The organism is Enterobacter sp. BNK-8, from assembly GCF_048685095.1.
GTDB classification, from domain to species: domain Bacteria; phylum Pseudomonadota; class Gammaproteobacteria; order Enterobacterales; family Enterobacteriaceae; genus Enterobacter; species Enterobacter quasiroggenkampii.
Genome location: NZ_JBLQTN010000001.1, coordinates 1,016,882 through 1,043,366, shown reverse-complemented (window position 1 = coordinate 1,043,366; position 26,485 = coordinate 1,016,882). Strand labels below are relative to the sequence as shown.

Sequence of the window (26,485 nt, the reverse complement as noted above, 5' to 3'; positions counted from 1 at the left end):
CATAAAAATCTGTGTGACACCTGAACCTCCGTCCCCTTACCGTCCGTCTTGTGGAGAGTAAAATGAGTCAGGACATCAATAACACCGTTGCGACAAGCAAAACCCGTCGCGTCATCAAGAACCTGCGCTGGTACGTGCTGGTGCTGTTCTTACTTGGCGTCACCGTTAACTACATCACCCGAAACTCGCTCGGGATCCTCGCCCCGGAACTGAAAGAGAGCCTTGGGATCACCACCGAGCAATACTCCTGGATCGTCGGTGCGTTCCAGATTGCCTACACCATTTTCCAGCCCCTGTGCGGCTGGCTGATTGACGTGATCGGCCTGAAGATTGGTTTTATGGTCTGCGCCGGGATCTGGGCGCTGATGTGTATTTTCCATGCGGGCGCCGGAAGCTGGCTGCACCTGGCGATTCTGCGCTTCTTTATGGGAGCTTCCGAAGCCGCCGCTACCCCGGCGAACGCCAAAACCATCGGTGAATGGTTCCCGAAATCAGAGCGTCCCGTTGCTGCCGGCTGGGCGGGCGTGGGCTTTTCTATCGGCGCGATGCTGGCTCCGCCTATCATTTACTTTGCTCACGCGTCGTTCGGCTGGCAGGGGGCGTTCATGTTTACCGGCGTGCTGGCGCTGCTGTGGGTGATCCTGTGGTGGGCGTTCTACCATAACCCGGAGCAGCACCCGAACCTGAGCAAGGACGAGCTGGCGTTTATCAAGCAGGATAACGAACCGCCTGCCGTCAAACTGCCCTTCCTGACCGCGCTGAAAACCGTCTCGAAGAACAAACGCTTCTACGGTATCGCCATCCCGGCCTTTATGGCGGAACCGGCCTGGGCGGTGCTGAGCTTCTGGGTGCCGCTGTACCTTGCCAAAGAGCACGGCATGGATCTGAAGCAGATTGCGATGTTTGCCTGGCTGCCGTTCCTCGCCGCTGACCTCGGCAGCGTGGCGAGCGGTTACCTGACGCGTCTGTACACCCGCCTGTTCGGCTGCTCCCGCGTGAACTCTGTCGTCGCCAGCTCCGTGACGGGCGCGTTCCTGATGATCTCGCTGGCCATCGTGGCCATTACCCGCGACCCGTATATCACCATCGTGCTGATCTCCATCGGCGGCTTCGGGCACCAGATCATCTCCTGCATGCTGAGCGCCCTGGTCGTTGAGTCGTTCGACAAAGGCCAGATGGCGACAGTCAACGGCATGCGCGGCTCGGCGGCGTGGATCGCCAGCTTCCTGTTCTCGCTGTTAATCGGTGTGACCGCCGACAAAATCGGCTTTAACCCGCTCTTTATCGCCATGGGCTTCTTTGACCTGATTGGCGCTCTCTTCCTGGTAGCATTTATTGCTGAACGTCGCGCCAAGCGCGCCTGATAGTGGATGTATTGCATATGAAAACCCTGAAAAACTGGACCGTTGATACGCAGTCGGCAAACCATCTTGAACTGCTGGTCGATAACCAGCACCGCCTGTGCCTGTATGTACTGGAAGAGAACCTGTTCCGCGTGCTGATCAAACGCAAAGGCGAGCTGGCGCTGGACCGCACCTGGAGCATCGCCCCGGAACAAGACGTGCCGTGGGAAGGTCGCCGTCGTGACGATGTCAGCGGCTTCACCTGCCCGGCCTGGATCCTGACGCAGCAGGACGACACGTTAACCGTGGCAACCGAACAGCTGCGCGTCACCGTGCACCAGCCGCTGTGGCTGGAGTGGCACTACCGCAATGAGGCGGGCGAGTGGCAGCCGCTGGTCAACGACCGCCCCACCAGCGCCTACCTGCTGAACGCCCACGGCGACGGCGTGGCGCACTACCTCAGCCGTCGTAAAGACGAGCGTTTCTACGGCCTGGGTGAGAAAGCGGGCGATCTGCAGCGCAACGGTAAACGCTACGAGATGCGCAACCTCGACGCCATGGGCTACAACGCCGCCAGCACCGACCCGCTGTACAAGCACATTCCGTTCACCCTTACCCGCCGCGACGACGTGAGCTACGGCCTGTTCTACGACAACCTGAGCAGCTGCTGGCTGGATCTGGGTAACGAAATCGACAACTACCACACCGCCTATCGCCGCTGGCAGGCGGAAGCGGGCGATATCGACTACTACATCTTTACCGGCAGGCGAGTGCTGGACGTCACCAAAGCCTTTGTGCGCCTGACCGGGAAAACGCTGTTCGGACCGAAATGGAGCCTGGGCTACAGCGGCTCGACCATGCACTACACCGACGCGCCGGACGCGCAGAATCAGCTGATGAACTTCATCCGCCTGTGCGAAGAGCACGCCATTCCGTGCGACTCGTTCCAGCTTTCGTCTGGCTATACCTCCATCAACGGCAAGCGCTACGTCTTCAACTGGAACTATGACAAGGTGCCGCAGCCGAAGGTGATGAGCCAGGCATTCCACGACGCGGGATTGAAGTTGGCCGCAAACATCAAGCCGTGCCTGCTGCAGGATCATCCGCGCTACAGCGAAGTGGCGGAGAGCGGCCTGTTCATTCGCGATTCAGAAACCGATGCACCCGAACGCTCCAGCTTCTGGGATGACGAAGGCTCGCACCTCGACTTTACCAACCCGCAGACGGTGCAGTGGTGGCAGAACGGCGTCACCACGCAGCTGCTGGAGATGGGCATCGACTCCACCTGGAACGACAACAACGAGTACGAAGTGTGGGACGGGGAAGCCCGCTGCTTTGGCTTCGGCAAGGAGATCGCCATCAAGCATATTCGCCCGGTCATGCCGCTGCTGATGATGCGCGCCTCGCTGGAAGCGCAGCAGCGCTTTGCGCCGGAAAAACGCCCGTATCTCATCTCCCGCTCCGGCTGCGCCGGGATGCAGCGCTACGTTCAGACCTGGAGCGGTGACAACCGCACCAACTGGGACACGCTGCGCTATAACATCCGCATGGGGCTGGGCATGAGCCTGTCCGGGCTGTTCAACGTCGGCCATGACGTGGGCGGTTTCTCCGGCGACAAGCCGGATGCCGAGCTGTTCGTGCGCTGGGTGCAGAACGGCGTGATGCACCCGCGCTTTACCATTCACTCGTGGAACGATGACCACACGGTAAACGAGCCGTGGATGTATCCGGGCGTCACGCCTGCCATTCGCGGCGCGATTGAGCTGCGCTACCGCCTGCTGCCGTATCTCTATACCCTGCTCTGGCAGGCGCACGCCGACGACGAGCCGATGCTGCGCCCGACCTTCCTCGACCACGAGCACGATGCGCAGACCTTCGAAGAGTGCGACGACTTCCTGCTGGGCCGCGACCTGCTGGTCGCCAGCGTCGTCGAAGCCGGGCAGCGCGAGCGCCGGGTCTGGCTGCCGGATAACGAAACGGGCTGGTATGATTTTTACACCCACGCGTGGTATGCAGGCGGGCAATCCATCGTCCTCGATGCGCCGCTGGAAAAACTGCCGCTGCTGGTGCGCGCCGGAGCCGGTCTGCCGCTGAGCGAGCGCATCACGCATGTCAGTGCCGAAAAAGATACGACCCGCGAGCTGAAGCTGTTCCCGGTGAAAGGCGTCGGCACAACCTCGGGGCTGCTGTTTGAAGACGACGGTGAAAGCTGGGGTTATCAGAACGGCAATGCGCTGTGGGTGGAATGGGAAATGGTGTGCGACGGCGCAACCATCAACCTGAGAGTGAACGCGCGCGGGGATTATCGTCCGGCGTGGAAGGCGCTGAAGGTGTCATTACCGGCGGGGGAAAAACGTACGCTGCGGGTGAACGGGGTTGAAAGGAGTGAGTGGGTGCTCTGAACATTGCCGGGTGGCGGCTTCGCCTTACCCGGCCTACAAAGTCACCCGTAGGCCCGGTAAGCGAAGCGCCACCGGGCTTTTTTTTAGCCGTCGATACCTTTGCTGCGCAGGTAATCTTCGTAGTTACCGGTGAAGTCCACCACGCGCTCTGGCGTAATTTCGATCACGCGGGTCGCCAGCGAGCTGACGAACTCACGGTCATGAGAGACGAAGATCAGGGTGCCCTGATACATCTCCAGCGCCATGTTCAGGGATTCGATCGATTCCATGTCCAGGTGGTTAGTCGGTTCGTCCATCACCAGGATATTTGGTTTTTCCATCATCAGCTTGCCGAACAGCATGCGGCCCTTCTCGCCACCGGAGAGCACTTTAGCAGGCTTTTTGATGTCGTCCTGGCTGAACAGCAGACGACCCAGAATACTGCGCACCGCCTGCTCGTCGTCGCCTTCCTGCTTCCACTGGCTCATCCAGTCAAAGACGGTCAGGTCATTTTCGAACTCGTACTCATGGTCCTGCGCGTAGTAACCAATTTGCGCGTTTTCGGACCATTTCACGGTGCCGTTGTCCGGCTGCAGTTCGCCGACCAGGGTTTTCAGCATGGTAGATTTACCCACGCCGTTGGCGCCCAGAATGGCAATCTTCTCGCCCACTTCCAGCAGCAGGTTGAAGTTTTTAAACAGCGGGCCTTCATCGAAGCCTTTGGTAAGGGCTTCCACTTCCAGCGCGTTACGGAACAGCTTCTTGTCCTGCTCGAAGCGGATGAACGGGTTCTGACGGCTGGAGGCTTTAACCTCTTCCAGCTTAATTTTATCAATCTGACGCGCACGCGAGGTTGCCTGACGCGATTTAGAGGCGTTAGCGCTGAAGCGGCTGACGAAGGACTGCAGGTCGGCAATCTGCGCTTTTTTCTTGGCGTTGTCCGCCAGCAGACGCTCGCGCGCCTGAGTGGCCGCCGTCATGTACTCGTCATAGTTGCCCGGATAGACGCGCAGCTCGCCGTAGTCCAGATCCGCCATGTGCGTACAGACCATGTTCAGGAAGTGACGGTCGTGCGAAATGATGATCATGGTGCTGTCGCGATCGTTAAGCGTCTGCTCCAGCCAGCGGATGGTGTCGATGTCCAGGTTGTTCGTCGGTTCGTCGAGCAGCAGGATGTCCGGGTTAGAGAACAGCGCCTGAGCCAGCAGCACACGCAGCTTCCAGCCTGGCGCGACTTCGCTCATCGGGCCGTAATGCTGTTCAACCGGAATGCCGACGCCCAACAGCAGCTCGCCCGCGCGCGCTTCCGCAGAGTAACCGTCCATCTCGCCGTACTGCGTTTCCAGCTCGGCCACTTTATAGCCGTCTTCTTCGCTCATCTCGGCCAGCGCATAGATGCGATCGCGCTCCTGCTTCACTTCCCACAGCTCCGCGTGCCCCATGATCACGGTGTCTAGCACGGTGAACTCTTCGAAGGCGAACTGATCCTGACGCAGCTTACCGATGCGCTCGTTCGGATCGAGCGACACGTTGCCGAGGGTCGGCTCCAGATCGCCGCCGAGGATCTTCATAAAGGTGGATTTACCGCTACCGTTGGCACCAATCAGGCCGTAACGGTTGCCGCCGCCAAATTTGACGGAAATGTTTTCGAACAGCGGCTTACTGCCAAACTGCATAGTGACGTTGCTGGTAACTAACACGGGGAGATTCCTGCGAAAAGTGTGATAAACACGGCATTATGCCACAATTCCGAATTGAGATCCCGCGTTGCGGCCATCCACTAAACTTTAACAAAATCGAAAAAAATGTGATTTCGTACACATCTGAATTCCCAGTGAGCGGGAATGCACATATAATGCGCTCCCATCACAGATTCAGACTTATCAACTCATCGCCAGAATGGCTTAGATACCTCGCACAACATGAACATGAAATTAACAGCGCTTTTTGCGGCGGCGTTAGCCGTAGTAGGTTTTTGTAAGACCGCGTCTGCGGTGACGTATCCCCTGCCGACCGACGGAAGCCGTCTGGTGGGTCAAAACCAGGTGGTGACGGTTCCTGAAGGTAACTCTCAGCCGCTGGAGTATTTCGCGGCGCAGTACCAGCTGGGTCTGTCTAACATGCTGGAAGCGAACCCGGGCGTTGACCCGTACCTGCCGAAAGCAGGTACCGTGCTGAATATCCCTCAGCAGCTGATCCTGCCGGATACCGTTCATGAAGGTATCGTAATTAACAGCGCCGAAATGCGTCTGTATTACTACCCGAAAGGCACCAATACCGTCATCGTGCTGCCAATCGGTATCGGCCAGCTGGGTAAAGACACCCCGCTGAACTGGACCACCAAAGTTGAACGTAAGAAAGCGGGCCCAACCTGGACGCCAACGGCTAAAATGCACGCGGAATACATCGCTGCGGGCGAACCGCTGCCAGCCGTTGTGCCAGCAGGCCCGGATAACCCGATGGGTCTGTATGCCCTGTACATTGGCCGTCTGTATGCGATTCACGGGACCAACGCCAACTTCGGTATAGGCCTGCGCGTGAGCCACGGCTGCGTGCGTCTGCGTAACGACGACATCAAGTTCCTGTTCGAAAACGTGCCGGTCGGTACGCGTGTGCAGTTCATCAACGAACCGGTGAAAGCAACGTCTGAGCCAGACGGCAGCCGCTACATCGAAGTGCACAACCCGCTGTCCACCAGCGAAGACCAGATCAACAACAACGAAGTCGTTCCTGTTACGCTGAACAGCGCGGTACAGGCGGTAACGTCTCAGCCAGACGTTGAAACGGCGATTGTTGACCAGGCCGTGCAGAACCGTTCCGGTATGCCGGTACGTCTGAACTAATCACGTCACGCGCATTAAAAAAGCGGGCTTCGAGGCCCGCTTTTTTTTACCCGTTATTCACGATCACAATCCCGCCGTGGTCGTACCGATAGTGACAGTGGGCATACTCCAGCGGCGTGCCATCTTCCAGATAAATGACCTGTTCCACCTCCAGCACCGGATCGGTTTCCTCGCAGACCAGATGCTCTCTGTCCAGCACGCTGGGCTTAAGCGCCCGCACCACCCGATACGAGCCCATAATTTTCAGCCCCAGGGTCTCCTGAACGTACTGAAACACTGAACCTTCAAGATGGTTTTTCGTCAGGCCCGGCACCAGATTCATCGGCATCACCGTGGAATCCAGCGACATCGGTTCGCCGTTCAGCAAACGCAGGCGAATGAAGTCGTAGATCGGCGCATCGGCGTTAATCATCAGCGACGCCTGCTCTTTTTCGTTCGGGAAGCGCAGTTCGAAATGCACCACCTGGCTCGTAACCGTACCCAGATGCGCCCAGGTTTTGGTCGCGCCAAAGTAGTCGCTGCCGGAGAGATCCCACTGCGAAAGCTGGAGGAAATTTTTGCGGATGAACGTCCCCTGCCCCTGGCGGGTATAGACCAGCCCTTCGACGATCAGCTGGCGCATCGCCTGCTGGATGGTCATCCGGCTGGTACTGAACTCCGCCGCCAGCGCAAACTGGTCCGGCAGCGGTTCATGGGCGGCGTACTGCTGGCTGATAATGCGTTTCTTGATTTCCCGCGCTATGGTGATGTACTTCGCCGCCATCGTCCTTCCTTTCTGTTAGTTTTCTATCCCGCTGTTTTTCAAGGCCACTCGCTCGGCAATTTTGAGGAAAGGCAGGTAGAAGAATACACCAAATACGATGATTGCCAACTGCACCACCACCGCCCGCCAGTCCCCCGCCGTGGCCAGCCAGGCGCTGAGAATCGGCGGCGTGGTCCACGGGATCATCACCACGCAGCGCGACATGAACCCCAGCGTAGTACAGAGCCAGGCGAAGTAAATGCCTATCGCGGGCAGCAGCACAAACGGGATCATCAGCGGCAGGTTAAACACGATCGGCAGGCCAAAGATCACCGGCTCGTTGATGTTAAACAACCCCGGCGCCAGCGACAGGCGCGCCACCTGCTTCGCCGACTGTTGTCGGGAGAAGATAAAGATGGCGATCAGCAGCGAGATCGTGCTGCCCGTGCCGCCCACCATGCCGAACGTCGGCACGAAGATGTTATTGATGATGTGCGGAATGGGCTGGCCGTTTGCGAAGGCCAGCATGTTCTCGTTGGTATTGATCAGGAGGAACGGCTCCAGTACCACGCTGTTGACCACTGACTGATGAATGCCGAGCGTGAACAGGAAGTTGCCGAAGCTATAGATGAAAATCGTCCCCGGCAGGCTGGTGTTGATCAGCCGCAGCGGCTGCTGGATGAAGGTCGTAATGAGATGGATCAGGTCCGTATGCAGCACGTTTGCCAGTATCGCCGCGAGCACTGCGAACAGGGAAAGCGTGAGAATGGTTGGGATCAGCGCGGTAAAGGATTTGCTCACCGCCGGGGGGACGTTTTCCCCGAGCGAAATGTGCAGCGCCTTCAACCGCGAGATGGCGATAAACACTTCCGTTGAGAGCAGCCCAATCAGCACCCCGGCGAAAATCCCGGTGGAGCCGATATTGGCGAAGGTCAGCACCTGCGTCACGCTGACCGCAGCGTCGCTGCCGACGGGCGTAATCTGTAAGCGCATCGGCATCATAATGATAAAACTGCTGACGGCGATAACCACTGCCGAGACCGGGTTGTCGAAATCTTTGTTGCGCGCCAGCGACCAGGCAATCATCGGGGCCAGCAGCAGCGCGGCGATGTTCAGCGTGCCGTTGATAATCGCCTCGCCCCACACCTGAAAATGCGCCAGCGTATCGCCCTTAAACATCCACGGAAACACCACGTTGTTCACCAGCACCGCCAGACCGGCGAGGATGAAAATGGGCATTACCGTAGCGAAGGCGTCGCGCAGGGAGCGCAGGTGCACCTGGTTTGCCAGGCGCGCCGAGAACTCGACAAACTTATCGACAAAGGACTGCATGTGCGGTGTGATTTTTGTTTCAGACATAGCGGCGTGTTCCCATCAATCAGTCACAAAAACGGCCCGGCAGCGTACGGCTTACATCTCGCGTCCGTTGGTATGGATAACCTGTTTTAACCACGCGTAGCTCTTCTTCGGCACGCGCTTCAGGTCTTTCAGGTCGTGGTTTTCCCGGTTGACGTACACCACGCCGTAGCGCTTACGCATGTCGCCCTGGGAGCTAAGAATGTCGATTAACCCCCAGCCGAGGTAGCCAATGACCTCTGCCCCGTCTTCGAACATCGCCGCTTTCATCGCCTCGATGTGCGCCCGGTGATAGTCGATGCGGTAGGTGTCCTCAATCGGGTTCACCCCGTCCCAGGACTCAATCACCCCAATGCCGTTTTCAATCGGGAACACCGGAAGGCGCCAGTCGTTGTAATAGCGGGTAATGATGGTGCGAAAACCGAGCGGGTCGATCTGCCAGTTCCACTCGGTGGCTTTCAGGTAGGGGTTATTTTTCTCGCCGTGCAGCAGGTAATAGTTCACCGGCGTGCCTTCCGGGATCGCATCGCTGTCCAGTGTTTTGCTGGCGTAGTAGCTGAAGGCCATATAGTCGTTTTGGGTGCGCGCCAGCAGCGCGAGATCGTCTGCGCGGAAGATATCGCCAAAGCCCTCCTGCTCCACAACCGCCATCACCGCCGGGCTGTAGCCCTGCCCGGCAAAGACGCGCAGCAAATTCTGGTTGAGGAATTCGTCATACTGCTGGGCGCAGAAGATATCGCGCGGTTTGCAGGTGGCCGGGTAGATCAGCTGGTGCGCCAGCATGCCGCCCATCAGCTGGCCCGGTTTCGTCTGGTGCAGGTATTCGGTCAGCGCCATGTGCGCCACCATCGTATGGTGCTGGAGCAGGTACAGCTCGCGCAGGGTTTTCTCGCCTTTCATATAGCCGGAAATGCGGAAAGCTTCCGGCATATGGAAAATATTCTGCTCATTGAAGGTCAGCCAGTACTTCACGCGGTCGCCAAAGCAGTCGATCATCTTTTTGCCGTAGCGGATAAAAGCGTCCATCACGCGGCGATCGATAAAGCCGTTGTACTCCTGCGCCAGCGCGAGCGGCATGTCGAAATGGTACAGGCAGATCATCGGCTCGATGCCGCGGGCGATCAGATCGTCAATAAAGCGGTCGTAAAATGCGATGCCTTCGTCGTTGAACGGGCCGTCGCCCTGCGGGCAGACGCGGCTCCAGGAGATCTGGAAGCGGTAGCAGTTCATGCCCAGATCCTGCATCAGGTCGAAATCTTCCCGGTAGCGGTGGTAGGAGTCGGTCGCGACTTTCCAGTCGGAGACGTTCTCCCCGGCTTCACGAATGTCATACACCGACATCCCCTTCCCGCCCTCGTTCCAGGCCCCTTCCGTCTGCATGCTGGAGACCGAGTTGCCCCATAAAAAGTTGGCTGGCAGCTGATTCTTCATGTTCTCTCCCTATATGACTAGTCATTTAAAAATTCATGACTAGTCATATATGCGAAGATGTAAAAACGATCAAAGAGGAGGATCGTTTTTTGTGAGGTATGTTGGAAAGAAGAAGCCGGGCATGAAAATGGATCGCGCAAATCCTTTTCCTGAGGTCGGAGCGTTAGCCTATGCAAAATCACATTTCCCGATCGTGCCACTGGCTGGCCTCATAAAATCATTATTAACTTAATGAGCATGAACCCAGGCCCTGGCCGGAAAATAAAAATCTCAACCCTATCAAATGGAAAATGACGCACATGAAGATATCTACTAGCCGTATCGCATTCGCTCTTAGCTTAGCGTTGTCATGCTCAATGACTCACGCGGCAACGGTGTATACGGGTGATAAGGTGCAGGGAGTACCTGTTATCTCGACTCTGGATGTAGCTGACCTGACAGCAGGACAACATCGCTTCATGTTCGAGGGGGTTGAGACAGGAACGGGACAGCGATGGTATGTCCCCATAATGGTGGCAAAAGGGAAAACGGACGGGAAGAAAGTTCTGCTTCAGGCTGGCGTCCACGGGGATGAGCTAAATGGGGTTCGTATCGTACAAAAAGTGATGGAACAACTGGACCCCGCCAAAATGAAAGGAAGCGTTATTGGTATTATTGGCCCAAACCGTTCTGGTCTTGAAAGGGTTTCCCGGACATGGTCTGTTTCAACCGATGGTGGTGAGACGATCGACTACAACCGCGTACATCCAGGAAAAGAAACGGGTAACTCTGCTGAGCGTCAGGCATGGATGATGTGGAATAAGGTTTACAAGGGAAATGTAGACCTGGCGATTGACTATCACACCCAGTCTACCGGAACGGCTTATCCGCTGTTCATTTATGCCGACTACCGCAATGCGGATGCCCGGACGATTGCAGAACTTTTTCCGGCCGATCAAATTAAGAAAGATCCCGGCGAAGCCGGCTCAATGGAGACAACCTTTATTCAAAATGGTATCCCGGCGATAACGGCCGAGACGGGAGAACCGAGGATTTACCAGCAGGATATGATTGCCCGGGGCTTAGAGGGGGCCCTCAATGTACTGATCCACTACAAGGTTATTGAAGGCAAAATCGGCGCAACCGCCAGCAGTAATAAAACGTATATTGGTAATGCTATCAGTTCAATACGTGCAACCACAGGTGGGTTTGCGGAAGTTTTCGTTAAACCCGGCGACACGGTAAAAGCAGGACAAGAGGTCGCCCTGCAGCGAAATGCGTTCGGTGATGTTGTCGCGAAGTATTCAGCAGAGCGGGACGGCAAAGTACTGTCAATTGGAACAGATGTGGTCAGAGAACCCCGAGCCCTGCTGGTAAGAATCCTTGAGCAAAATCCAGCGGCAACCTGCAAAGACGGTTGCTGATTGCCGCCACAGCCCATCGTTAAATCGGCAAAAGCATGCTTAATGAAATAAACAGCTTTTGCCGACTGCTGCAACGAGGGGCAAACAAATTAAAAAATTACCTGATGCGGAGTGTTACTGCTGCGCGAGCTGGTTGCGGCGATATTCACCCTGCCGCTCCAGCATCCAGCCAGGATATTCCCGCGGCAGCGCGCTCACCGCATCAAGCTGCTGAAGCTCGTCTTCGCTGAGACGGATCCCGGTGGCGGCAATGTTGTCGTCCAGCTGTTCAACGCGTTTCGCGCCAATGATGACGCTGGTCACCGCTTTCTGATGCAGCAGCCACGCCAGCGCGATTTGCGCGACGGAGACGCCCTTGCTTTCGGCGATCGTGCGCATCACGTCCACGCAGTCGAAGGCGCGATCTTTGTTCACGGGCGGGAAGTCAAACTCCAGACGACGACCACCGGCTTCGCTCTGCCCGTCGCGGCCATATTTTCCGCTCAGCAGGCCGCCTGCCAGCGGGCTCCAGACCATCAGCCCGACGCCTTCGCTCTGCATCATCGGCACCAGCTCGCGCTCAAGATCGCGTCCGGCGATGGTGTAATACGCCTGGAGGGATGCGAAACGCGCCAGCCCGAGACGCTCGGAAATGCCCAGCGCTTTGGCAATCTGCCACGCCGCCCAGTTCGAGACGCCGATATAGCGCACGTGGCCGTGCTGCACCAGGTTATCCAGCGCATAGAGCGTCTCTTCAATCGGCGTGGCCGGGTCGAAGCCGTGCAGCTGATAAAGATCGATATGATCGAGCTGCAGGCGGCGCAGGCTCTCCTTCACGCTGCTGATGATGTGATAGCGCGAGCTGCCGCGCGAGTTCACCCCTGCCGTTCCGGTTTCGCCGAACACTTTGGTCGCGACGACCACGTTCTCGCGGGGGATTTTCAGGTTTTTCAGCGCCTGGCCGGTGATCTCCTCCGAACGCCCTTCCGAGTAAACGTCCGCGGTATCGATAAAGTTGATCCCGGCATCCAGCGCGCGGCCCACCAGCTGTTCTGCTTCGCTTTGCTGGAGCTGACCAATCTTGCCCCACATGCCGCCTTCACCGCCGAAGGTCATGGTGCCGAGGCACAGTTCAGAAACGAACAGACCGGTGTTGCCCAGTTTTTGATAACGCATAAGATAATCCTCGCATGTCGTTTAAGGGGTACCCGATAGTTATACCCGCCCCTCAGCCATCGCGAATGTGGCGTTCCTGTCCGTTTCTTGCCCAATCCTCTGAAAATTTATCCGCGCGGGGCGTCGCCAAAGACGCTGTAGTCCGGTAATTGCACTTGCTGATACGGCTCCCAGCCGCCACCGAGCGCCTTGTAGAGCGCCACCAGATCGAGCGCGCTTTGCACCTGCGCCTGCGCGCGCTGCTGCTCGGCCTGCGCCAGCTGTCGCTGGGCATCCAGCACGTCAATGAAGCTGGCGATCCCCTGGCGATAGCTGTCGCTGGCTAAATCAAAGGCGTTTTGCAGGGCGTCGATCGTTTTTGCGAGACCCGCTTCACGCTGCTGGTCGGTGCGATAGCTCACCAGGGCGTTTTCGACATCGCCAAGCGCGGTGAGTACCGTCTGACGATAGTCCAGCACCGCCGCCCCCTGCTGCGCGCGCGCCACCTTCACGCTGGAGACCAGCCGACCGCCCTGGAAGATGGGAATGGAGACCTGCGGGCCAAAGCTGTAGAAGTGGCTGCTCCAGTCGGTCAGCCAGTTGGTTTCGCTGTTGCGCAGGCCAAACTGCCCGGAGAGGGTAAAGCTCGGGAACAGCTCCGCCACCGAGACGCCGATTTGCGCCGTGGCGGCATGAAGGTTCGCCTCCGCTTCACGCACGTCCGGACGGCGGCGTGCCAGCGTCGACGGAATGCCGGTCTGCACGATATCCGGCAGCGCGGGCATCGGCTGCACGCTTTGTAATTCCGCATCCAGCGCCCCCGGCGGCTTGCCCAGGAGGATTGCCAGGCCATTCATCGCCTGACGCGCCTGCGCCTGGTACTGCGGCAGCTGCGCCTCCAGGTTACCCAGCTGTGCACGCGCATTCTCCACGTCCATCTGCGGCGACAGCCCGCCGCGCTGGCGGCTCTCGGTCAGATCCAGCGTCTGCTGCGCGCTTTTAATCTGGGTGTTCAGCGTGTCGATAACGCTTTGCGCCCCGCGCAGCTGGAGCCACGCGCGCGCCACTTCCGCCTCCAGCGACACCAGCGCGTCGTTACGCTGCTCGATAGCCGCTTTCTGCTGCGCTTCGGCGGCTTCCACCTGACGACGCACCTTACCCCACAGGTCAATTTCCCACTGGGCGTCGAAGCTGCCCTGGTAGAGGTTGATCGGCTGCGTCAGCGGTCCCAGCGCGCCCTTGAGAGCGGGATCGATGCTATCCACCTGGTCATACACGCCGTGGGATTTCAGCTCCCCTTCCAGCCCGAGCTGCTGGCGCGTCGCCTGCAGATTGCCGTTCACCGACGGGTAAAACGCACCGCCCGCCTGGTTAATCTGCTCGCGCGCGCCGGCGATGCGCAGCACCGTCTGCTGCAGCGTCAGGTTCCCGGCAATGGCGCGTTCCACCAGGCTGTCGAGCTGTGGCGAGCCGAAGGTCTTCCACCAGCGCGGGTTGGTCGCCGCGGAGGTCGTCTGCGATTTTACCGCGCTGTCGCCCTTATCGTTCCAGTGCGTGACAGCAGGCGGCGCGGGCGGTTGATAGTCCGGTCCGACGGCGCAGCCTGCCAGCAGCATCATTATCATCAGGGGGTGTAAACGTCTGTGTATCATCAATGTGCTCCTGCACTCCCCTCGCTCTTAACCGGCGAGAGCAACAAACAAAACGGAATCAGTAACAAGGCCACGGCGCTCAGGATGGTGAAGACGTCGATGTAGGCCAAAAAGCGCGACTGCTCGATCATGGTCTGGTACAGGCGTCCGGTGGCGATGCCGGTGGGGTCTCCCACCTGGGTCGTGAAGTTCTGGATCGCCTGGGCGCTTTCGCGTATCGCCTGCTGGAACTGCTCGTTAAATGGCGAGGCGTGGTACGCCAGATGCGCACTGTGCGCCTGGGACCGTTCAGTGATGGCCGCCGTCGACAGCGAGATCCCGACCGAGCCCGCGACGTTACGGAACATGGTGAACAACGCTGCCGCATCGGCATTCAGCCGTCTTGGAATCGAAATAAAGGCAATGGTGGTCAGGGGTACAAACAGGAACCCCAGCCCCAGTGACTGGGCGCTGCGGAACAGCACCAGCGTCTCGAAGTCGATATCCGGGGTCAGCGTGCGCGACCAGAAGAACGACACCGCCAGACAGGTAAAGCCAAAGGCGATAATCCAGCGCGTTTGCACCACCGGCATCAGCTTCAGCACCAGCGGAATGGTCAGCACAATCAGCACCGCCCCGGGCGACAGCACCAGCCCGGACCAGGTAGCGGTATAGCCCAGGTCCTGCTGCGCCAGCTGCGGGATCACCACGGAACTGCCGTACAAAATCATCGCCATCCCCGCCATCAGCAGGCTGGAGATGGCAAAGTTGCGGTCCTTCATGCAGTGCAGATCCACCACCGGTTTTCTGGCATACACCAGCCAGTAAATGGCACCGATAATGCCGATAAGCGTTAACACCGCGAAGGTACGAATAAAGTTCGAGTAGAACCAGTCCTCATCTTCCCCCCGGTCAAGCATCACCTGCAGGCAGCCCAGCCCCAGGGCAATCAGGCCGATCCCCGTCCAGTCGATAGTCAGCTTCTCTTTTGACTTGCTCTCCCACGGCGGATCTTCCAGCAGCTGGTAGATCGCCAGCACCGTGACAATCCCCACCGGGATGTTGATAAAGAACACCCAGCGCCAGGAGTAATTGTCGGTGATCCAGCCCCCCAGCGTCGGGCCGAGGACCGGTGCAACAATAATCGCGATGGACGAGAGCCCAAAGGCTTTGCCCCTGTCCTCCGGCTTGAAGTAGTCGAGCAGTACCGACTGCTGCGTGGGCTGTAGCCCGCCGCCAAAAAAGCCCTGCATCACGCGGAACAGGATGATCTGCCACAGCTCGGTGGCGATGCCGCAGAGGAACGAGCAGACGGTGAACATGACGATGCAGATCAGGAAGAACTGCTTGCGGCCGAAGACGCGGCTCAGAAACGCCGAGATGGGCAGCACGATGCCGTTCGCGACCAGGTAGCTGGTTAACACCCAGGTGGATTCGTCATAGCTGGACGAGAGTGAGCCTGCAACGTGCGGCAGCGCCACGTTGACGATGGTGGTGTCGAGGATCTCCATAAACACCGCCAGGGTGACGACAATCGCCACCGCCCACGGATTGCTGGCGGGCTTCCAGCTGTCGTGGCTGTGATCCGTCATTCCACCGTCACCTTCGGCGCAACCGACAGCCCCAGCGGCAGCGGTTTGTTCGGATCGAGCCCCTTATCAATCACGATTTTGACCGGCACGCGCTGCACAATTTTGACAAAGTTACCGGTGGCATTTTCTGCCGGGAAGGCGGAGAAGCGCGAGCCGCTGCCCTGCTGGATACTATCAACATGGCCCTCAAGCGCCATATCCGGCCACGCGTCGACCGACACGGTGACCTTATCGCCGGGCTTCATGCGCTCAAGCTGGGACTCTTTGAAGTTCGCCACCACCCACACGTTCGGCGAAACCAGGGAGAACAACGCCGTTCCCGCCTGCACCAGCGTGCCGGGCTGCACGTTGCGTTTGGTGACAAACCCGTCGAACGGGGCGCGGACTTCGGTGTAAGAGAGGTTCAGATTGGCCGTTTCCAGCTGCGCTTTCGCCTGATCGACCTGACGCTCGCGCGCTTCAACGTTGGTTTCCTGCTGGCGGATTTGCAACTGGACCTGCTCTGCCACCTCCAGCTGCGCCTGGGCGCTGGCCAGCCCCGCCTGCGCGCTGCGCAGCTGAGCGTTCGCGGAATCAATGCTTTGCTGGGTGGTTGCCCGCGGGTCGACACCGCGCTGGCGACGGTACTCCGCCTGCGCGTTCGCCAGATCGGCCTGCGCTTTCAGCACCTGCGCTTTGGCTTCGTCACGCTGGGCGGGATACTGCACTTTGGAGAGCGCGAGCTGCGCCTGGGCCTGATGCAGCTGCGCGATAGCCAGCCCAAGCTGGGCCTGAGCCTGATCGCGCTGCGCGGTGGTATCCCGCGGATCGATAACCACCAGCAGATCGCCCTTTTTCACGCGCTGGTTATCGCGCACCCGCAGCTCGGTGACGTAGCCTGCCGTTTTCGGGGCAATCGTCACCACGTCGCCGTCGGTAAAGGCGTCGTCAGTCGTCTCTTCGTTACGGGTTAAAAACCACCAGACCAGCGCCACGACAACCATCACCACCACGACAATGCCGAGGATAATTAACGGTTTTTTGCCCGGGCGCTTACGCTCATTATTATTTTTGTCCTGCTCGTCAGCAGGCTTATTTTGATCTTCAGCCATAGTTCAGCAACGGTCCTGTCAGTGAGCGGCATCACACTATGCCGTTCACTAAAGCTAGGACGTTGCTATACGTTTGCCAGGAAAAACTGACAAATTGCGCACTATATGAGAAGGAATATTCCGAAACCGATCGCCGCGGCCCAAACCAGCATCGGTATCGACCAGAGATGGAAGCGCCACCAGATACGACGGTCGTTGGCCATGCGCAGAGCAATCAGGTTGGCCAGCGAGCCGGGCAACAGCCCAAACCCGCCGATATTCACCGCCCAGGCCAGCAGCGTGTCCGGCGGAACATAGTTGAGTAGCAGAATGGTGGACGGCACGTTGCTGATAAACTGCGACAGGCCAATCGCCGTCAGCCACAGTCCCGGCTGAGACAGCGTACTGACGCTGTGGAGCACGTTTTGCAGCACCGGAAGCTGGATAAGCAGATGCACATCAATAAACATCACCATAAAGACCAGCAGCAGCGTCCAGTCCACGCTGACCAGCACGCGCCGCGCGAGGACGACAAAGCCTGCGGCGACCAGCAGGACACCCGCCAGCTCATACTTCAGCTCGAGCGCGAACAGAAAGACGATGTATAACCCGAGACAGCTCCAGACCAGACGCGGCTGCCACTGCGGGCCCGTGGTGCCGCTGTGGTATTGCAGTTTTTTATCCGGAAACGCAAACCAGCACACCACCAGCAGCGACAGCATCATCACCAGCGCCAGCGGCGCCATCTGCCAGGTAAAGGCGGCGAACGACAGCCCGGAACGTCCCCAGAGGAGGATATTTTGCGGGTTGCCGATAGGCGTTAACAGAGAACCGGCGTTAACGGCGAGCGCTTCAAAGATGATCAGCCGGCTGACCGGGATCTCGCAAAGCTTACGCAGCGTGAGCGTGAGGGGCACGATGATAAACAGCGCCACGTCGTTGGTCAGAAACGTCGACAGCACCGCGGCGGAAAACACCATAAACAGGGACAACCTGCGCTCGGTGGCAAAACGGCGCACCATTTTACGGCCCAGCACGTCAAAATAGCCGCTCAGCTCGACCCCTTTGGTGAGCATCATCAGGCCGCTCAGGGTAATGATGGTGCGCCAGTCAATAGCGGCGGGCCAGGCCTGCGGCGCAAACGGCACAAAGAGGCTTAATCCTGCGCCAATGAGTAATAAGAGATGGAAGAAACGATCGCGTGCCAGGGCCTGCAGTCCAGGGATTTTCATTCAGCGGAGGGACCATATTTAAGCGTAAACTCACGAAACTTCACCAGCGTCTCTTCGCTGACGTGGTGTTCCATTCCTTCCGCATCCCGGCGGGCAATCTCCGGGCTGACGCCCAGCACCAGTAAAAAATTCTCGACAAGCTGGTGGCGCTCGCGGCTCTCCTGCGCGAGTTTCTCCCCTTCTGGCGTCAGAAAGACCCCGCGCCAGGGGATCATTTCGATTAGGCCCACGGAGGCGAGACGTTTTAACATTTTTGCGACAGTTGGCTGCGATACCCCCAGCCTGGCGGCCATATCGACCTGACGCGCTTCCCCGACCTCACGAATCAGATCGGAAATGAGTTCAACATAATCATCAATCAGTTCACGCCGGTGCGCTTCACGGACCTGGCGAAAACCTTCGACATGCTCTTCAACATTCACCAGTTGCGTCGTTTTTTTAATGGTTGGCTTACCTGCGCGACGGTTCATTGTACTTCCTCAGTGGGGTGACGCTTCCAGCGCCCGGTATCGAGAGCGCACATTGTAAACCATCCCTCCACAAGCACAAAAAATTAACGAAATAGCCATAGCTATACAATATAGCCTGTGCTATATCTGTATGTAATGCAGTCACCCTTCACGGATCGAAGGGATCAAAAATCAGGAGGTCTTATGAACGAATTCAAGAGGTGCATGACCGTGTTTACCCACTCACCCTTTAAAGTGCGCTTAATGCTGCTGAACATGCTGTGCGATATGTTTAACGGCAAACCGCATCAGGATGACAAACCTTCCCACTAAGCGGCGTCGCGGTACGCCGCTTCATTTTCCCGTCACATTTTCGCTGTAAACTGGCTTCCAGCCGCCCTATTCCCGATCTTTTTTACGGATTTGCAATCCCCTTCGCAAAACATCTGCTTAGCAACTGTTGATATTATTTAGCGCTCGCACTATCTTCTTGCAGCCCTGCACAATTTGCGGCTCGCTGAAGCGGACCCTCATTCCCTCTCCACGCACTGTCAGGCAGGTTATGACCCTTGACGCCAGGGTGAGCACATGGCGTTTTCATCCATGATAGTGACCTATGAATTTAACCCTGATAGATACCGTTGTGACCCGCAGCCGGGCCTTAAGCCCGTGGACGGGGTTTTACTTTTTGCAGTCATTACTGATTAACTTTGCGCTCGGTTATCCCTTTAGTCTGCTCTACGCGGTGGCCTTCACCTGCATTCTGCATGTGCTGTGGCGAGCCGCGCCGCGCGCGCAAAAAGCATTAATCGGCATCTGTTCGCTGGTTGCGGCACTCTATTTTCCGTTTGGTCAGGCCTACGGCTCGCCAAACTTTAATACCCTGCTGGCGCTGCACTCGACCAATATGGAAGAGTCGACGGAGATCCTGACGATCTTCCCGTGGTACAGCTACGTGGTCGGGCTCTTTATCTTCGCGCTGGGCGTTATCGCCATTCGCCGTCAGCCGGGCGAGAAAAAATCCTGGGGTAAGATCGACATACTCTGTCTGGTATTCAGCGTTGCCGTGGCGTTTGTCGCCCCCATCCAGAATATTCCCTGGGACGGTAAGCTAAGACTTATTAACATCGGCTATCCGGTTTTCCGCTTCGTGAAAGACGTCGTGGTAAATAATAAAGAGGTTCTCGACGAACAGGCCCGCATGGCAGAGCTTTCCAATATGAAAGACACCTGGAACGTGCTGGCCGTTAAGCCGAAATATCACACCTATGTGGTGGTGATTGGCGAAAGCGCACGTCGCGATGCAATGGGGGCGTTTGGCGGCCACTGGGACAACACCCCGTTCGCGAGTTCGGTCAAAGGCACCCTGTTTACCGATTATGTCGCGGCCAGCGGCTCAACGCAGAAATCGCTCGGCCTGACCCTTAACCGGGTGGTGGATGGCAAACCGCAGTATCAGGATAATTTCGTCACCCTGGCAAACCGCGCAGGTTTTCAGACGTGGTGGTTCTCGAATCAGGGGCAAATTGGCGAATACGATACGGCCATCGCCAGCATCGCCAAACGGGCTGACGAAGTGCAGTTCCTGAAAAATGGCGACTTTGAAGCCGACAAAAATACCAAAGACGAAGCGCTGCTGAAAATGACGGCGCAGGTCTTCGCGACCCCGCGCACCCAGCCTCAGCTGATCGTCCTGCACCTGATGGGGTCGCACCCGCAGGCCTGCGATCGGACCGGCGGGAAGTACGCGGAGTTCGTGCAGTCCAAAGAGACCTCCTGCTATCTCTACACCATGACGCAAACCGACGACCTGCTGAGCAAGCTGTACGATCAGCTGCGCAATACGGGCGACAGCTTCTCCCTGGTCTATTTCTCGGATCACGGACTGGCGTTTAAGGAGCGCGGGAAAGAGGTGCAGTACCTGGCGCACGATGACAAGTTCCAGCAGAACTTCCAGGTGCCGTTTATGGTGCTGTCGAGTGACGATAAAACGCATCGCGTTATTAAAGCGCGTCGTTCAGCGAATGATTTCCTGCAGTTTTTCTCGCAGTGGACGGGGATTACCGCCGGGCAGATAAAAAACGCTTACCCGTTTGTCTCTAACAAGAAAGCTCCCCAAGTGTACGTTACCAACTTCAAGTTACAGAAAGTTGACTACAACCATCTGGGTACGGATATTTTTGATATTAAGAGTAAGTAGCGGTCTGATGCCCTCACCCGGGCCCTCTCCTACAGGGCTGAGGCCTGCACGGACGACTCCCTCTCACTTGAGGGAGAGGGATGGGATGAGGGGGAACATACGGCTCTGGTGGTAATTCCGTTCACTTTATGTTCCTTGCTACTCTGTAACGACATCACCGGTGAACGTGCCAGGGTGGCTCAGTCGCCACCACCCTGGCGACCCGGGCTCCCGGCGGTAAATCGCCGCTTCGCGGTACCCTCAGCTTATTCCTTCAGGCTATCGGGTCGGGCATGAGCCTGCATCCCTGCAGGCCACGCCCTCTCGGCGCATCCCTGCGCCTCGCCCCGGCCTTACGGAAACGCTTCGGCGATTTACAGCCGGACCATAGCATCGCTGAAGGTTAATCATTTCACTTCAAAACCTGAATCGCTTCTGGTTTAAAGTTACCTGGGATCTTTCCCCACAGCGGGAGGGATCAAAATAAAAAAAATCCGCCACAGTGGGCGGATTTTTTATTTAATCACCGAAGTGATTAGAAGCGGTAACCTACGCCCGCGATCCAGGTGCCAACGTCAACGTTGCGGATACGGCTCTGCTCATAGGAGAAGTCCAGAGCAACGTCCTGGATTGGGTTGAACTGCAGGCCTGCGCCATAGGAGAAGCCGTAGTCGCTGTTGCTTGCAGTGCGGTTCAGACCTTCGTTTTCGGTCTGCTGGAATTTACCGTAGCCAACACCTACAACACCGTAGATGCTTGCCCAGTCGTTCAGACGGTAAGCTGGGCCCGCGGTGATACCGTAGTACTGGCCTTTATTGTATGCGCCGTTTTCAGAACGATCTTTCTCGGTGTAGGTGAAAGAACCGATCACGCCCAGTGGGTTGTTATCCTGCTCGTAACGATACTTCAGGTTGAAACCGTTAGCTTTGTTCATCACGCCCTGATAGTCGCTCTGAGCGTAACCACCAGTAACAGTAGAAGTAGCAGCTACAGCGGTACCTGCGGAAACAGCCAGTACAGCGGCCAGTGCTGAAAGACATGCAATTTTTTTCATAACCACCTCAAATGTGATCCAAGTAAGTCCGTAAGTTTTAAATATATCAAAAAAATTTGCGAAACTCTTTGTGATTCGTGATGTCTAATAAAACCTTTCCTGTAACAGAACGTTTCCAGCATCAGCTATCTCTTTCAAATCACATGCAATTTTCACTACTAAATGCGCATAGTGCGCGTCTGCGCAGTTACATTCATCCAGATTATTCCTAATCTGACAGGCGATAAATCCACCAGCGCTTAACCATTTTACGGATTTCACCTGCTTTTTTTTCAACAGTACCTCAACCGTAGCCGCATATTTCCTTTACACTGCAACCTTTACCTCATTTGACATAAGCTGACAGGAGAAAGGATGCCTGGGTTATCCCGCACGTCGTCGGTCTGGTTGCCGGTAGCCGTCATACTCATTGCCATGTTGTCCATTCAAAGCGGCGCCTCGCTGGCAAAATCGCTTTTTCCGCTGGTTGGCGCGCCCGGGGTGACCGCCCTGCGTATTGTGCTGGGCACGGCAATACTGGTGGTCATTTTTAAACCGTGGCGTCTGCGCTTCAAAAAGGAGCAGCGTTTACCGCTGCTGTTTTATGGACTCTCCCTGGGGGCAATGAACTACCTGTTCTACCTCTCCATCCAGACGATACCGCTGGGTATTGCCGTCGCGCTGGAGTTTACCGGCCCGCTGGCGGTGGCGCTGTTCTCCTCCCGACGTCCGGTCGATTTTATCTGGGTCGTGTTAGCCGTACTGGGCTTATGGTTCCTGCTGCCGCTGGGCCAGAGCGTTTCTGAGATTGACCTGACGGGCGCAGCGCTGGCGCTGGGCGCAGGTGCCTGCTGGGCTGTCTATATCCTCACCGGTCAGCGCGCTGGGGAAGAGCACGGTCCGGCGACCGTCGCGTTGGGTTCCCTGATTGCGGCCATCGTGTTTGTGCCCATCGGTATGGCGCAGGCGACAGAGTCTATCTGGCAATGGTCCGTCATGCCCATCGGTCTGGCGGTCGCGATTCTCTCTACCGCACTCCCCTATTCTCTGGAGATGATTGCGCTGACGCGTCTGCCGACACGCATATTTGGCACCCTGATGAGTATGGAGCCTGCGCTTGCCGCGATTTCCGGGATGGTGTTTCTCGGCGAAACCCTGACATTGACCCAAACGCTGGCGCTCTGCTCGATTATCGCGGCATCAATGGGCTCGACGCTTACCATGCGCCCGGAGCCAAAAGTTGAGAAAGTGGATATCAACTAAGGCCATATATTCTGCATGGCTTCCACGCCATGCAGAATAAAGGCCAGAAACACAGGCGTTATAATTTCTTACACACTCACGCCTGCCAGCAAAATATTCTTCTGCGTTAACTTCCCCATTCAGCAATTAAGATTGATCTGTATCAATTTATAAATTATCTAATACTTTCAATAAATTAAATTCTCAACCTCCTTCTCGCTATTAAACCGATAGGCACAGCCAAACCGCAGAGAAAAAATCCGGTGCTATACTTAGTTCCGTAATTACCTGGGACATAAACATCAAGAGGATATGAGATTATGAGTACCGCTAAACTGGTGAAAACGAAAGCGTCTAATCTGCTTTATACCCGTAACGATGTATCGGACAGCGACAAAAAAGCGACCATTGAGTTGCTGAATCGCCAGGTGATCCAGTTCATCGATCTTTCGCTGATCACCAAACAGGCCCACTGGAATATGCGCGGTGCAAACTTTATTGCCGTTCATGAAATGCTGGATGGCTTCCGCACAGCACTGGTTACCCACCTCGATACGATGGCTGAACGTGCCGTTCAGTTAGGCGGCGTGGCGCTGGGCACCACGCAGGTGATCAACAGCAAAACCCCGCTGAAAAGCTATCCGCTGGATATCCATACCGTTCAGGATCACCTGAAAGAGCTGGCGGACCGCTATGCGATTGTGGCGAACGATGTGCGCAAAGCGATTAGCGAAGCGAAAGACGAAGATACCGCAGACATCTTCACCGCCGCGTCCCGCGATCTGGATCAGTTCCTGTGGTTCATCGAATCTAACATCGAATAATTCATACGAATTTTCTATCAAACCCTCGCCCTTCGGTGAGGGTTTTGCACATCTATGGTGCACGTTTTTTGCCTGAGAACGTGCAAAAGTGAAGAAATTGTAATAATCACCTCACACAACCGTTAACGGAAGATTGTTTTTTCGTCAGAATTTACGCTAAATATCTCCCCGTCAGTTGAGCCAAACGAAGCGCACCAAAACAGTGCTCCACTTTGGTGCAATAAGACCTCATTGCCCCATTTATTGTGCAATGCATGACATCATCCCCTTTGCAAAACAATAGCTTGTAAAGTTGGCACGATTTTTTCATTGTGCCACCTGTTCTCGCAGGGGATCGCCCCGTGGATATAAAAGGAAATGCTATGAAGTCTGTATTAAAAGTTTCACTGGCTGTACTTACCCTGGCTTTTGCGGTGTCCTCTCAGGCTGCCGACAAACTGGTTGTGGCGACCGACACGGCGTTCGTTCCGTTTGAATTCAAACAGGGTGATAAATACGTTGGTTTCGATGTGGATCTGTGGGCCGCCGTCGCAAAAGAACTCAAACTGGATTACACCCTGAAGCCGATGGACTTCAGCGGCATCATCCCTGCACTGCAAACCAAGAACGTTGATCTGGCGCTGGCGGGTATCACCATTACCGACGAGCGTAAAAAAGCGATCGACTTCTCTGATGGCTACTACAAAAGCGGCCTGCTGGTGATGGTCAAAGCCGATAATAACGACGTAAAAAGCGTGAAAGATCTCGACGGCAAAGTGGTGGCAGTGAAGAGCGGCACCGGTTCGGTTGATTACGCGAAAGCCAATATCAAAACCAAAGACCTGCGTCAGTTCCCGAACATCGACAACGCGTACATGGAACTCGGCACCAACCGTGCTGACGCTGTTCTGCACGACACGCCGAACATCCTGTACTTCATCAAAACAGCCGGTAACGGCAAGTTCAAAGCCGTTGGCGAGTCTCTGGAAGCCCAGCAGTACGGTATCGCGTTCCCGAAAGGCAGCGACGACCTGCGCACGAAAGTTAACGGTGCGCTGAAAACGCTGAAAGAGAACGGCACCTATAACGAAATCTACAAAAAATGGTTCGGTACCGAGCCTAAATAATTTCACCTGAATTCAGGTTTGTAACGCCCGGTGGCGCTGCCGCTTACCGGGCCTACGTTTTTCGTTTTTCACCACGGTATACAGGAATACATCATGCAGTTTGACTGGAGCGCCATCTGGCCTGCCATTCCACTCTTGCTTGAAGGCGCTAAAATGACTCTGTGGATTTCGGTCCTGGGTCTGGTTGGCGGGTTGATTATCGGTCTTGTCGCCGGTTTCGCCCGTACCTACGGTGGCTGGATTGCAAACCACATCGCACTGGTTTTCATCGAAGTGATCCGCGGCACCCCCATTGTCGTGCAGGTCATGTTCATTTACTTCGCCCTGCCTATGGCGTTCACTGACCTGCGCATCGACCCGTTCAGCGCAGCCGTCGTCACCATTATGATCAACTCAGGCGCCTACATTGCGGAAATCACCCGCGGTGCGGTGCTGTCGATTCATAAAGGTTTCAGTGAAGCCGGTCTTGCATTAGGCCTTTCGCGTCGCGAAACGATCCGCCACGTTATTCTGCCGCTGGCGCTGCGTCGCATGCTGCCACCGCTGGGTAACCAGTGGATCATCAGCATTAAAGATACGTCGCTGTTCATTGTTATCGGCGTGGCCGAACTGACCCGTCAGGGACAGGAGATCATTGCTGGCAACTTCCGCGCGCTGGAAATCTGGAGTGCGGTGGCCGTGGTCTACCTGATCATTACTCTGGTTCTGAGCTTCGTTCTGCGTCGTCTTGAAAGAAGGATGAAAATCCTGTGATTGAATTTAAAAACGTTTCCAAGCACTTTGGTCCAACCCAGGTGCTGCACAATATCGATCTGAACATCCAGCAGGGTGAAGTGGTGGTCATTATCGGGCCATCCGGCTCCGGTAAGTCGACCCTGCTGCGCTGCATCAATAAGCTGGAAGAGATCACCAGCGGCGATCTGATCGTCGACGGTTTGAAGGTGAATGACCCGAAAGTGGATGACCGTCTGATTCGTCAGGAAGCGGGCATGGTGTTCCAGCAGTTCTACCTGTTCCCGCACCTGACGGCGCTGGAGAACGTGATGTTTGGCCCCCTGCGCGTGCGCGGCGCCAACAAAGCGGCGGCAGAAGCGCTGGCCAAAGATCTGCTGGCGAAAGTCGGCCTGGCTGAACGCGCGCACCACTACCCTTCTGAGCTGTCCGGTGGTCAACAGCAGCGCGTGGCAATTGCCCGTGCGCTGGCGGTCAAACCGAAACTGATGCTGTTTGATGAGCCTACGTCCGCACTCGACCCGGAGCTGCGCCACGAGGTGCTGAAGGTCATGCAGGATCTGGCGGAAGAAGGGATGACGATGGTTATCGTGACCCACGAAATCGGCTTCGCTGAGAAAGTGGCGTCCCGCCTGATCTTTATTGATAAAGGCCGTATCGCGGAAGACGGTAACCCGCAGGAATTGATTGCGAACCCGCCGAGCCCGCGTCTGCAGGAGTTCCTGCAGCACGTCTCCTGATCCCTCGCTTGACGCTAAAGCC

The 26,485-nt window shown here is 56.7% G+C and carries 22 protein-coding genes; 11 read left to right on the top strand and 11 right to left on the bottom strand.

Annotated features, from left to right (window positions below; genetic code table 11):
* The first annotated feature begins 62 nt into the window (after nt 1-62).
* Complete coding sequence (locus ACMGGU_RS04990) at nt 63-1,364, top strand: MFS transporter (protein ID WP_045909413.1); 1,302 nt, start codon at nt 63-65, stop codon at nt 1,362-1,364.
* Between the two features lie 17 nt (nt 1,365-1,381).
* Complete coding sequence (locus ACMGGU_RS04985) at nt 1,382-3,745, top strand: TIM-barrel domain-containing protein (protein WP_420300293.1); 2,364 nt, start codon at nt 1,382-1,384, stop codon at nt 3,743-3,745.
* Nucleotides 3,746-3,828: 83 nt separating this feature from the next.
* Here ACMGGU_RS04985 and ACMGGU_RS04980 read toward each other — a convergent pair whose 3' ends face one another.
* On the bottom strand, nt 3,829-5,424 hold the full coding sequence (locus ACMGGU_RS04980; RefSeq protein ID WP_032656351.1) for an ABC-F family ATPase: 1,596 nt from the start codon (nt 5,422-5,424) through the stop codon (nt 3,829-3,831).
* Between the two features lie 222 nt (nt 5,425-5,646).
* On the opposite strand from ACMGGU_RS04980, the gene ldtB reads away from it, so the two are divergent.
* Nucleotides 5,647-6,567 (top strand): L,D-transpeptidase, encoded by a 921-nt coding sequence (ldtB, locus tag ACMGGU_RS04975; RefSeq protein ID WP_032649383.1) that lies wholly within the window; start codon nt 5,647-5,649, stop codon nt 6,565-6,567.
* Between the two features lie 46 nt (nt 6,568-6,613).
* Here the strand turns inward: ldtB and ACMGGU_RS04970 are convergent, their stop codons facing one another.
* From ACMGGU_RS04970 to ACMGGU_RS04960, 3 genes are read right to left on the bottom strand one after another with little or no spacing between them, the layout of a single operon-like run.
* On the bottom strand, nt 6,614-7,330 hold the full coding sequence (locus ACMGGU_RS04970; RefSeq protein ID WP_262752365.1) for a GntR family transcriptional regulator: 717 nt from the start codon (nt 7,328-7,330) through the stop codon (nt 6,614-6,616).
* Between the two features lie 15 nt (nt 7,331-7,345).
* Complete coding sequence (locus ACMGGU_RS04965) at nt 7,346-8,668, bottom strand: PTS sugar transporter subunit IIC (RefSeq protein WP_196346025.1); 1,323 nt, start codon at nt 8,666-8,668, stop codon at nt 7,346-7,348.
* Nucleotides 8,669-8,719: 51 nt separating this feature from the next.
* On the bottom strand, nt 8,720-10,096 hold the full coding sequence (locus ACMGGU_RS04960) for a glycoside hydrolase family 1 protein (RefSeq protein WP_420300292.1): 1,377 nt from the start codon (nt 10,094-10,096) through the stop codon (nt 8,720-8,722).
* A gap of 299 nt (nt 10,097-10,395) precedes the next feature.
* On the opposite strand from ACMGGU_RS04960, the gene ACMGGU_RS04955 reads away from it, so the two are divergent.
* On the top strand, nt 10,396-11,499 hold the full coding sequence (locus ACMGGU_RS04955; RefSeq protein WP_420300291.1) for a succinylglutamate desuccinylase/aspartoacylase family protein: 1,104 nt from the start codon (nt 10,396-10,398) through the stop codon (nt 11,497-11,499).
* A gap of 114 nt (nt 11,500-11,613) precedes the next feature.
* Here the strand turns inward: ACMGGU_RS04955 and ACMGGU_RS04950 are convergent, their stop codons facing one another.
* From ACMGGU_RS04950 to mntR, 6 genes are all read right to left on the bottom strand, one after another.
* Nucleotides 11,614-12,654: an aldo/keto reductase gene (locus ACMGGU_RS04950; RefSeq protein WP_262796009.1), complete on the bottom strand. Its 1,041-nt coding sequence runs from the start codon at nt 12,652-12,654 to the stop codon at nt 11,614-11,616.
* A gap of 107 nt (nt 12,655-12,761) precedes the next feature.
* Nucleotides 12,762-14,285 (bottom strand): efflux transporter outer membrane subunit, encoded by a 1,524-nt coding sequence (locus ACMGGU_RS04945; protein WP_167212304.1) that lies wholly within the window; start codon nt 14,283-14,285, stop codon nt 12,762-12,764.
* Nucleotides 14,285-15,856 (bottom strand): DHA2 family efflux MFS transporter permease subunit, encoded by a 1,572-nt coding sequence (locus ACMGGU_RS04940; RefSeq protein ID WP_048027030.1) that lies wholly within the window; start codon nt 15,854-15,856, stop codon nt 14,285-14,287. Before ACMGGU_RS04940 ends, ACMGGU_RS04945 begins: the two co-directional genes overlap by 1 nt.
* The gene (locus tag ACMGGU_RS04935) at nt 15,853-16,947 is read right to left on the bottom strand and encodes an HlyD family secretion protein (RefSeq protein WP_048222160.1); all 1,095 of its coding nucleotides are present in this window, start codon (nt 16,945-16,947) and stop codon (nt 15,853-15,855) included. Before ACMGGU_RS04935 ends, ACMGGU_RS04940 begins: the two co-directional genes overlap by 4 nt.
* A 101-nt stretch (nt 16,948-17,048) precedes the next feature.
* Complete coding sequence (locus ACMGGU_RS04930) at nt 17,049-18,158, bottom strand: anion transporter (RefSeq protein ID WP_048222158.1); 1,110 nt, start codon at nt 18,156-18,158, stop codon at nt 17,049-17,051.
* Complete coding sequence (mntR, locus tag ACMGGU_RS04925) at nt 18,155-18,628, bottom strand: manganese-binding transcriptional regulator MntR (RefSeq protein WP_008501176.1); 474 nt, start codon at nt 18,626-18,628, stop codon at nt 18,155-18,157. The genes ACMGGU_RS04930 and mntR overlap by 4 nt, the downstream gene beginning before the upstream one ends.
* A 183-nt stretch (nt 18,629-18,811) precedes the next feature.
* Here mntR and mntS point away from each other — a divergent pair, with 183 nt between their 5' ends.
* Nucleotides 18,812-18,940 carry a manganase accumulation protein MntS gene (mntS, locus tag ACMGGU_RS04920; RefSeq protein ID WP_008501175.1) on the top strand — a complete coding sequence of 43 codons (129 nt, stop codon included), beginning with the start codon at nt 18,812-18,814 and terminating at the stop codon, nt 18,938-18,940.
* 283 nt (nt 18,941-19,223) lie between these two features.
* A complete protein-coding gene (locus ACMGGU_RS04915) occupies nt 19,224-20,807 on the top strand; it encodes a phosphoethanolamine transferase (protein WP_063621229.1) in 1,584 nt (527 codons plus the stop codon).
* 514 nt (nt 20,808-21,321) lie between these two features.
* Here the strand turns inward: ACMGGU_RS04915 and ompX are convergent.
* Nucleotides 21,322-21,840: an outer membrane protein OmpX gene (ompX, locus tag ACMGGU_RS04910; RefSeq protein ID WP_008501173.1), complete on the bottom strand. Its 519-nt coding sequence runs from the start codon at nt 21,838-21,840 to the stop codon at nt 21,322-21,324.
* Nucleotides 21,841-22,194: 354 nt separating this feature from the next.
* Here ompX and rhtA point away from each other — a divergent pair, with 354 nt between their 5' ends.
* From rhtA to glnQ, 5 genes are all read left to right on the top strand, one after another.
* Complete coding sequence (rhtA, locus tag ACMGGU_RS04905; protein ID WP_008501172.1) at nt 22,195-23,082, top strand: threonine/homoserine exporter RhtA; 888 nt, start codon at nt 22,195-22,197, stop codon at nt 23,080-23,082.
* 299 nt (nt 23,083-23,381) lie between these two features.
* The gene (gene dps / locus ACMGGU_RS04900; RefSeq protein ID WP_008501171.1) at nt 23,382-23,885 is read left to right on the top strand and encodes a DNA starvation/stationary phase protection protein Dps; all 504 of its coding nucleotides are present in this window, start codon (nt 23,382-23,384) and stop codon (nt 23,883-23,885) included.
* A 362-nt stretch (nt 23,886-24,247) separates the two neighbouring features.
* Nucleotides 24,248-24,991, top strand: coding sequence for a glutamine ABC transporter substrate-binding protein GlnH (gene glnH, locus ACMGGU_RS04895; protein ID WP_420300290.1), 744 nt, complete (start codon nt 24,248-24,250; stop codon nt 24,989-24,991).
* Nucleotides 24,992-25,084: 93 nt separating this feature from the next.
* Nucleotides 25,085-25,744 (top strand): glutamine ABC transporter permease GlnP, encoded by a 660-nt coding sequence (gene glnP / locus ACMGGU_RS04890; protein WP_003858462.1) that lies wholly within the window; start codon nt 25,085-25,087, stop codon nt 25,742-25,744.
* Nucleotides 25,741-26,463 (top strand): glutamine ABC transporter ATP-binding protein GlnQ, encoded by a 723-nt coding sequence (gene glnQ / locus ACMGGU_RS04885; protein ID WP_023292945.1) that lies wholly within the window; start codon nt 25,741-25,743, stop codon nt 26,461-26,463. Before glnP ends, glnQ begins: the two co-directional genes overlap by 4 nt.
* Nucleotides 26,464-26,485 lie beyond the last annotated feature (22 nt).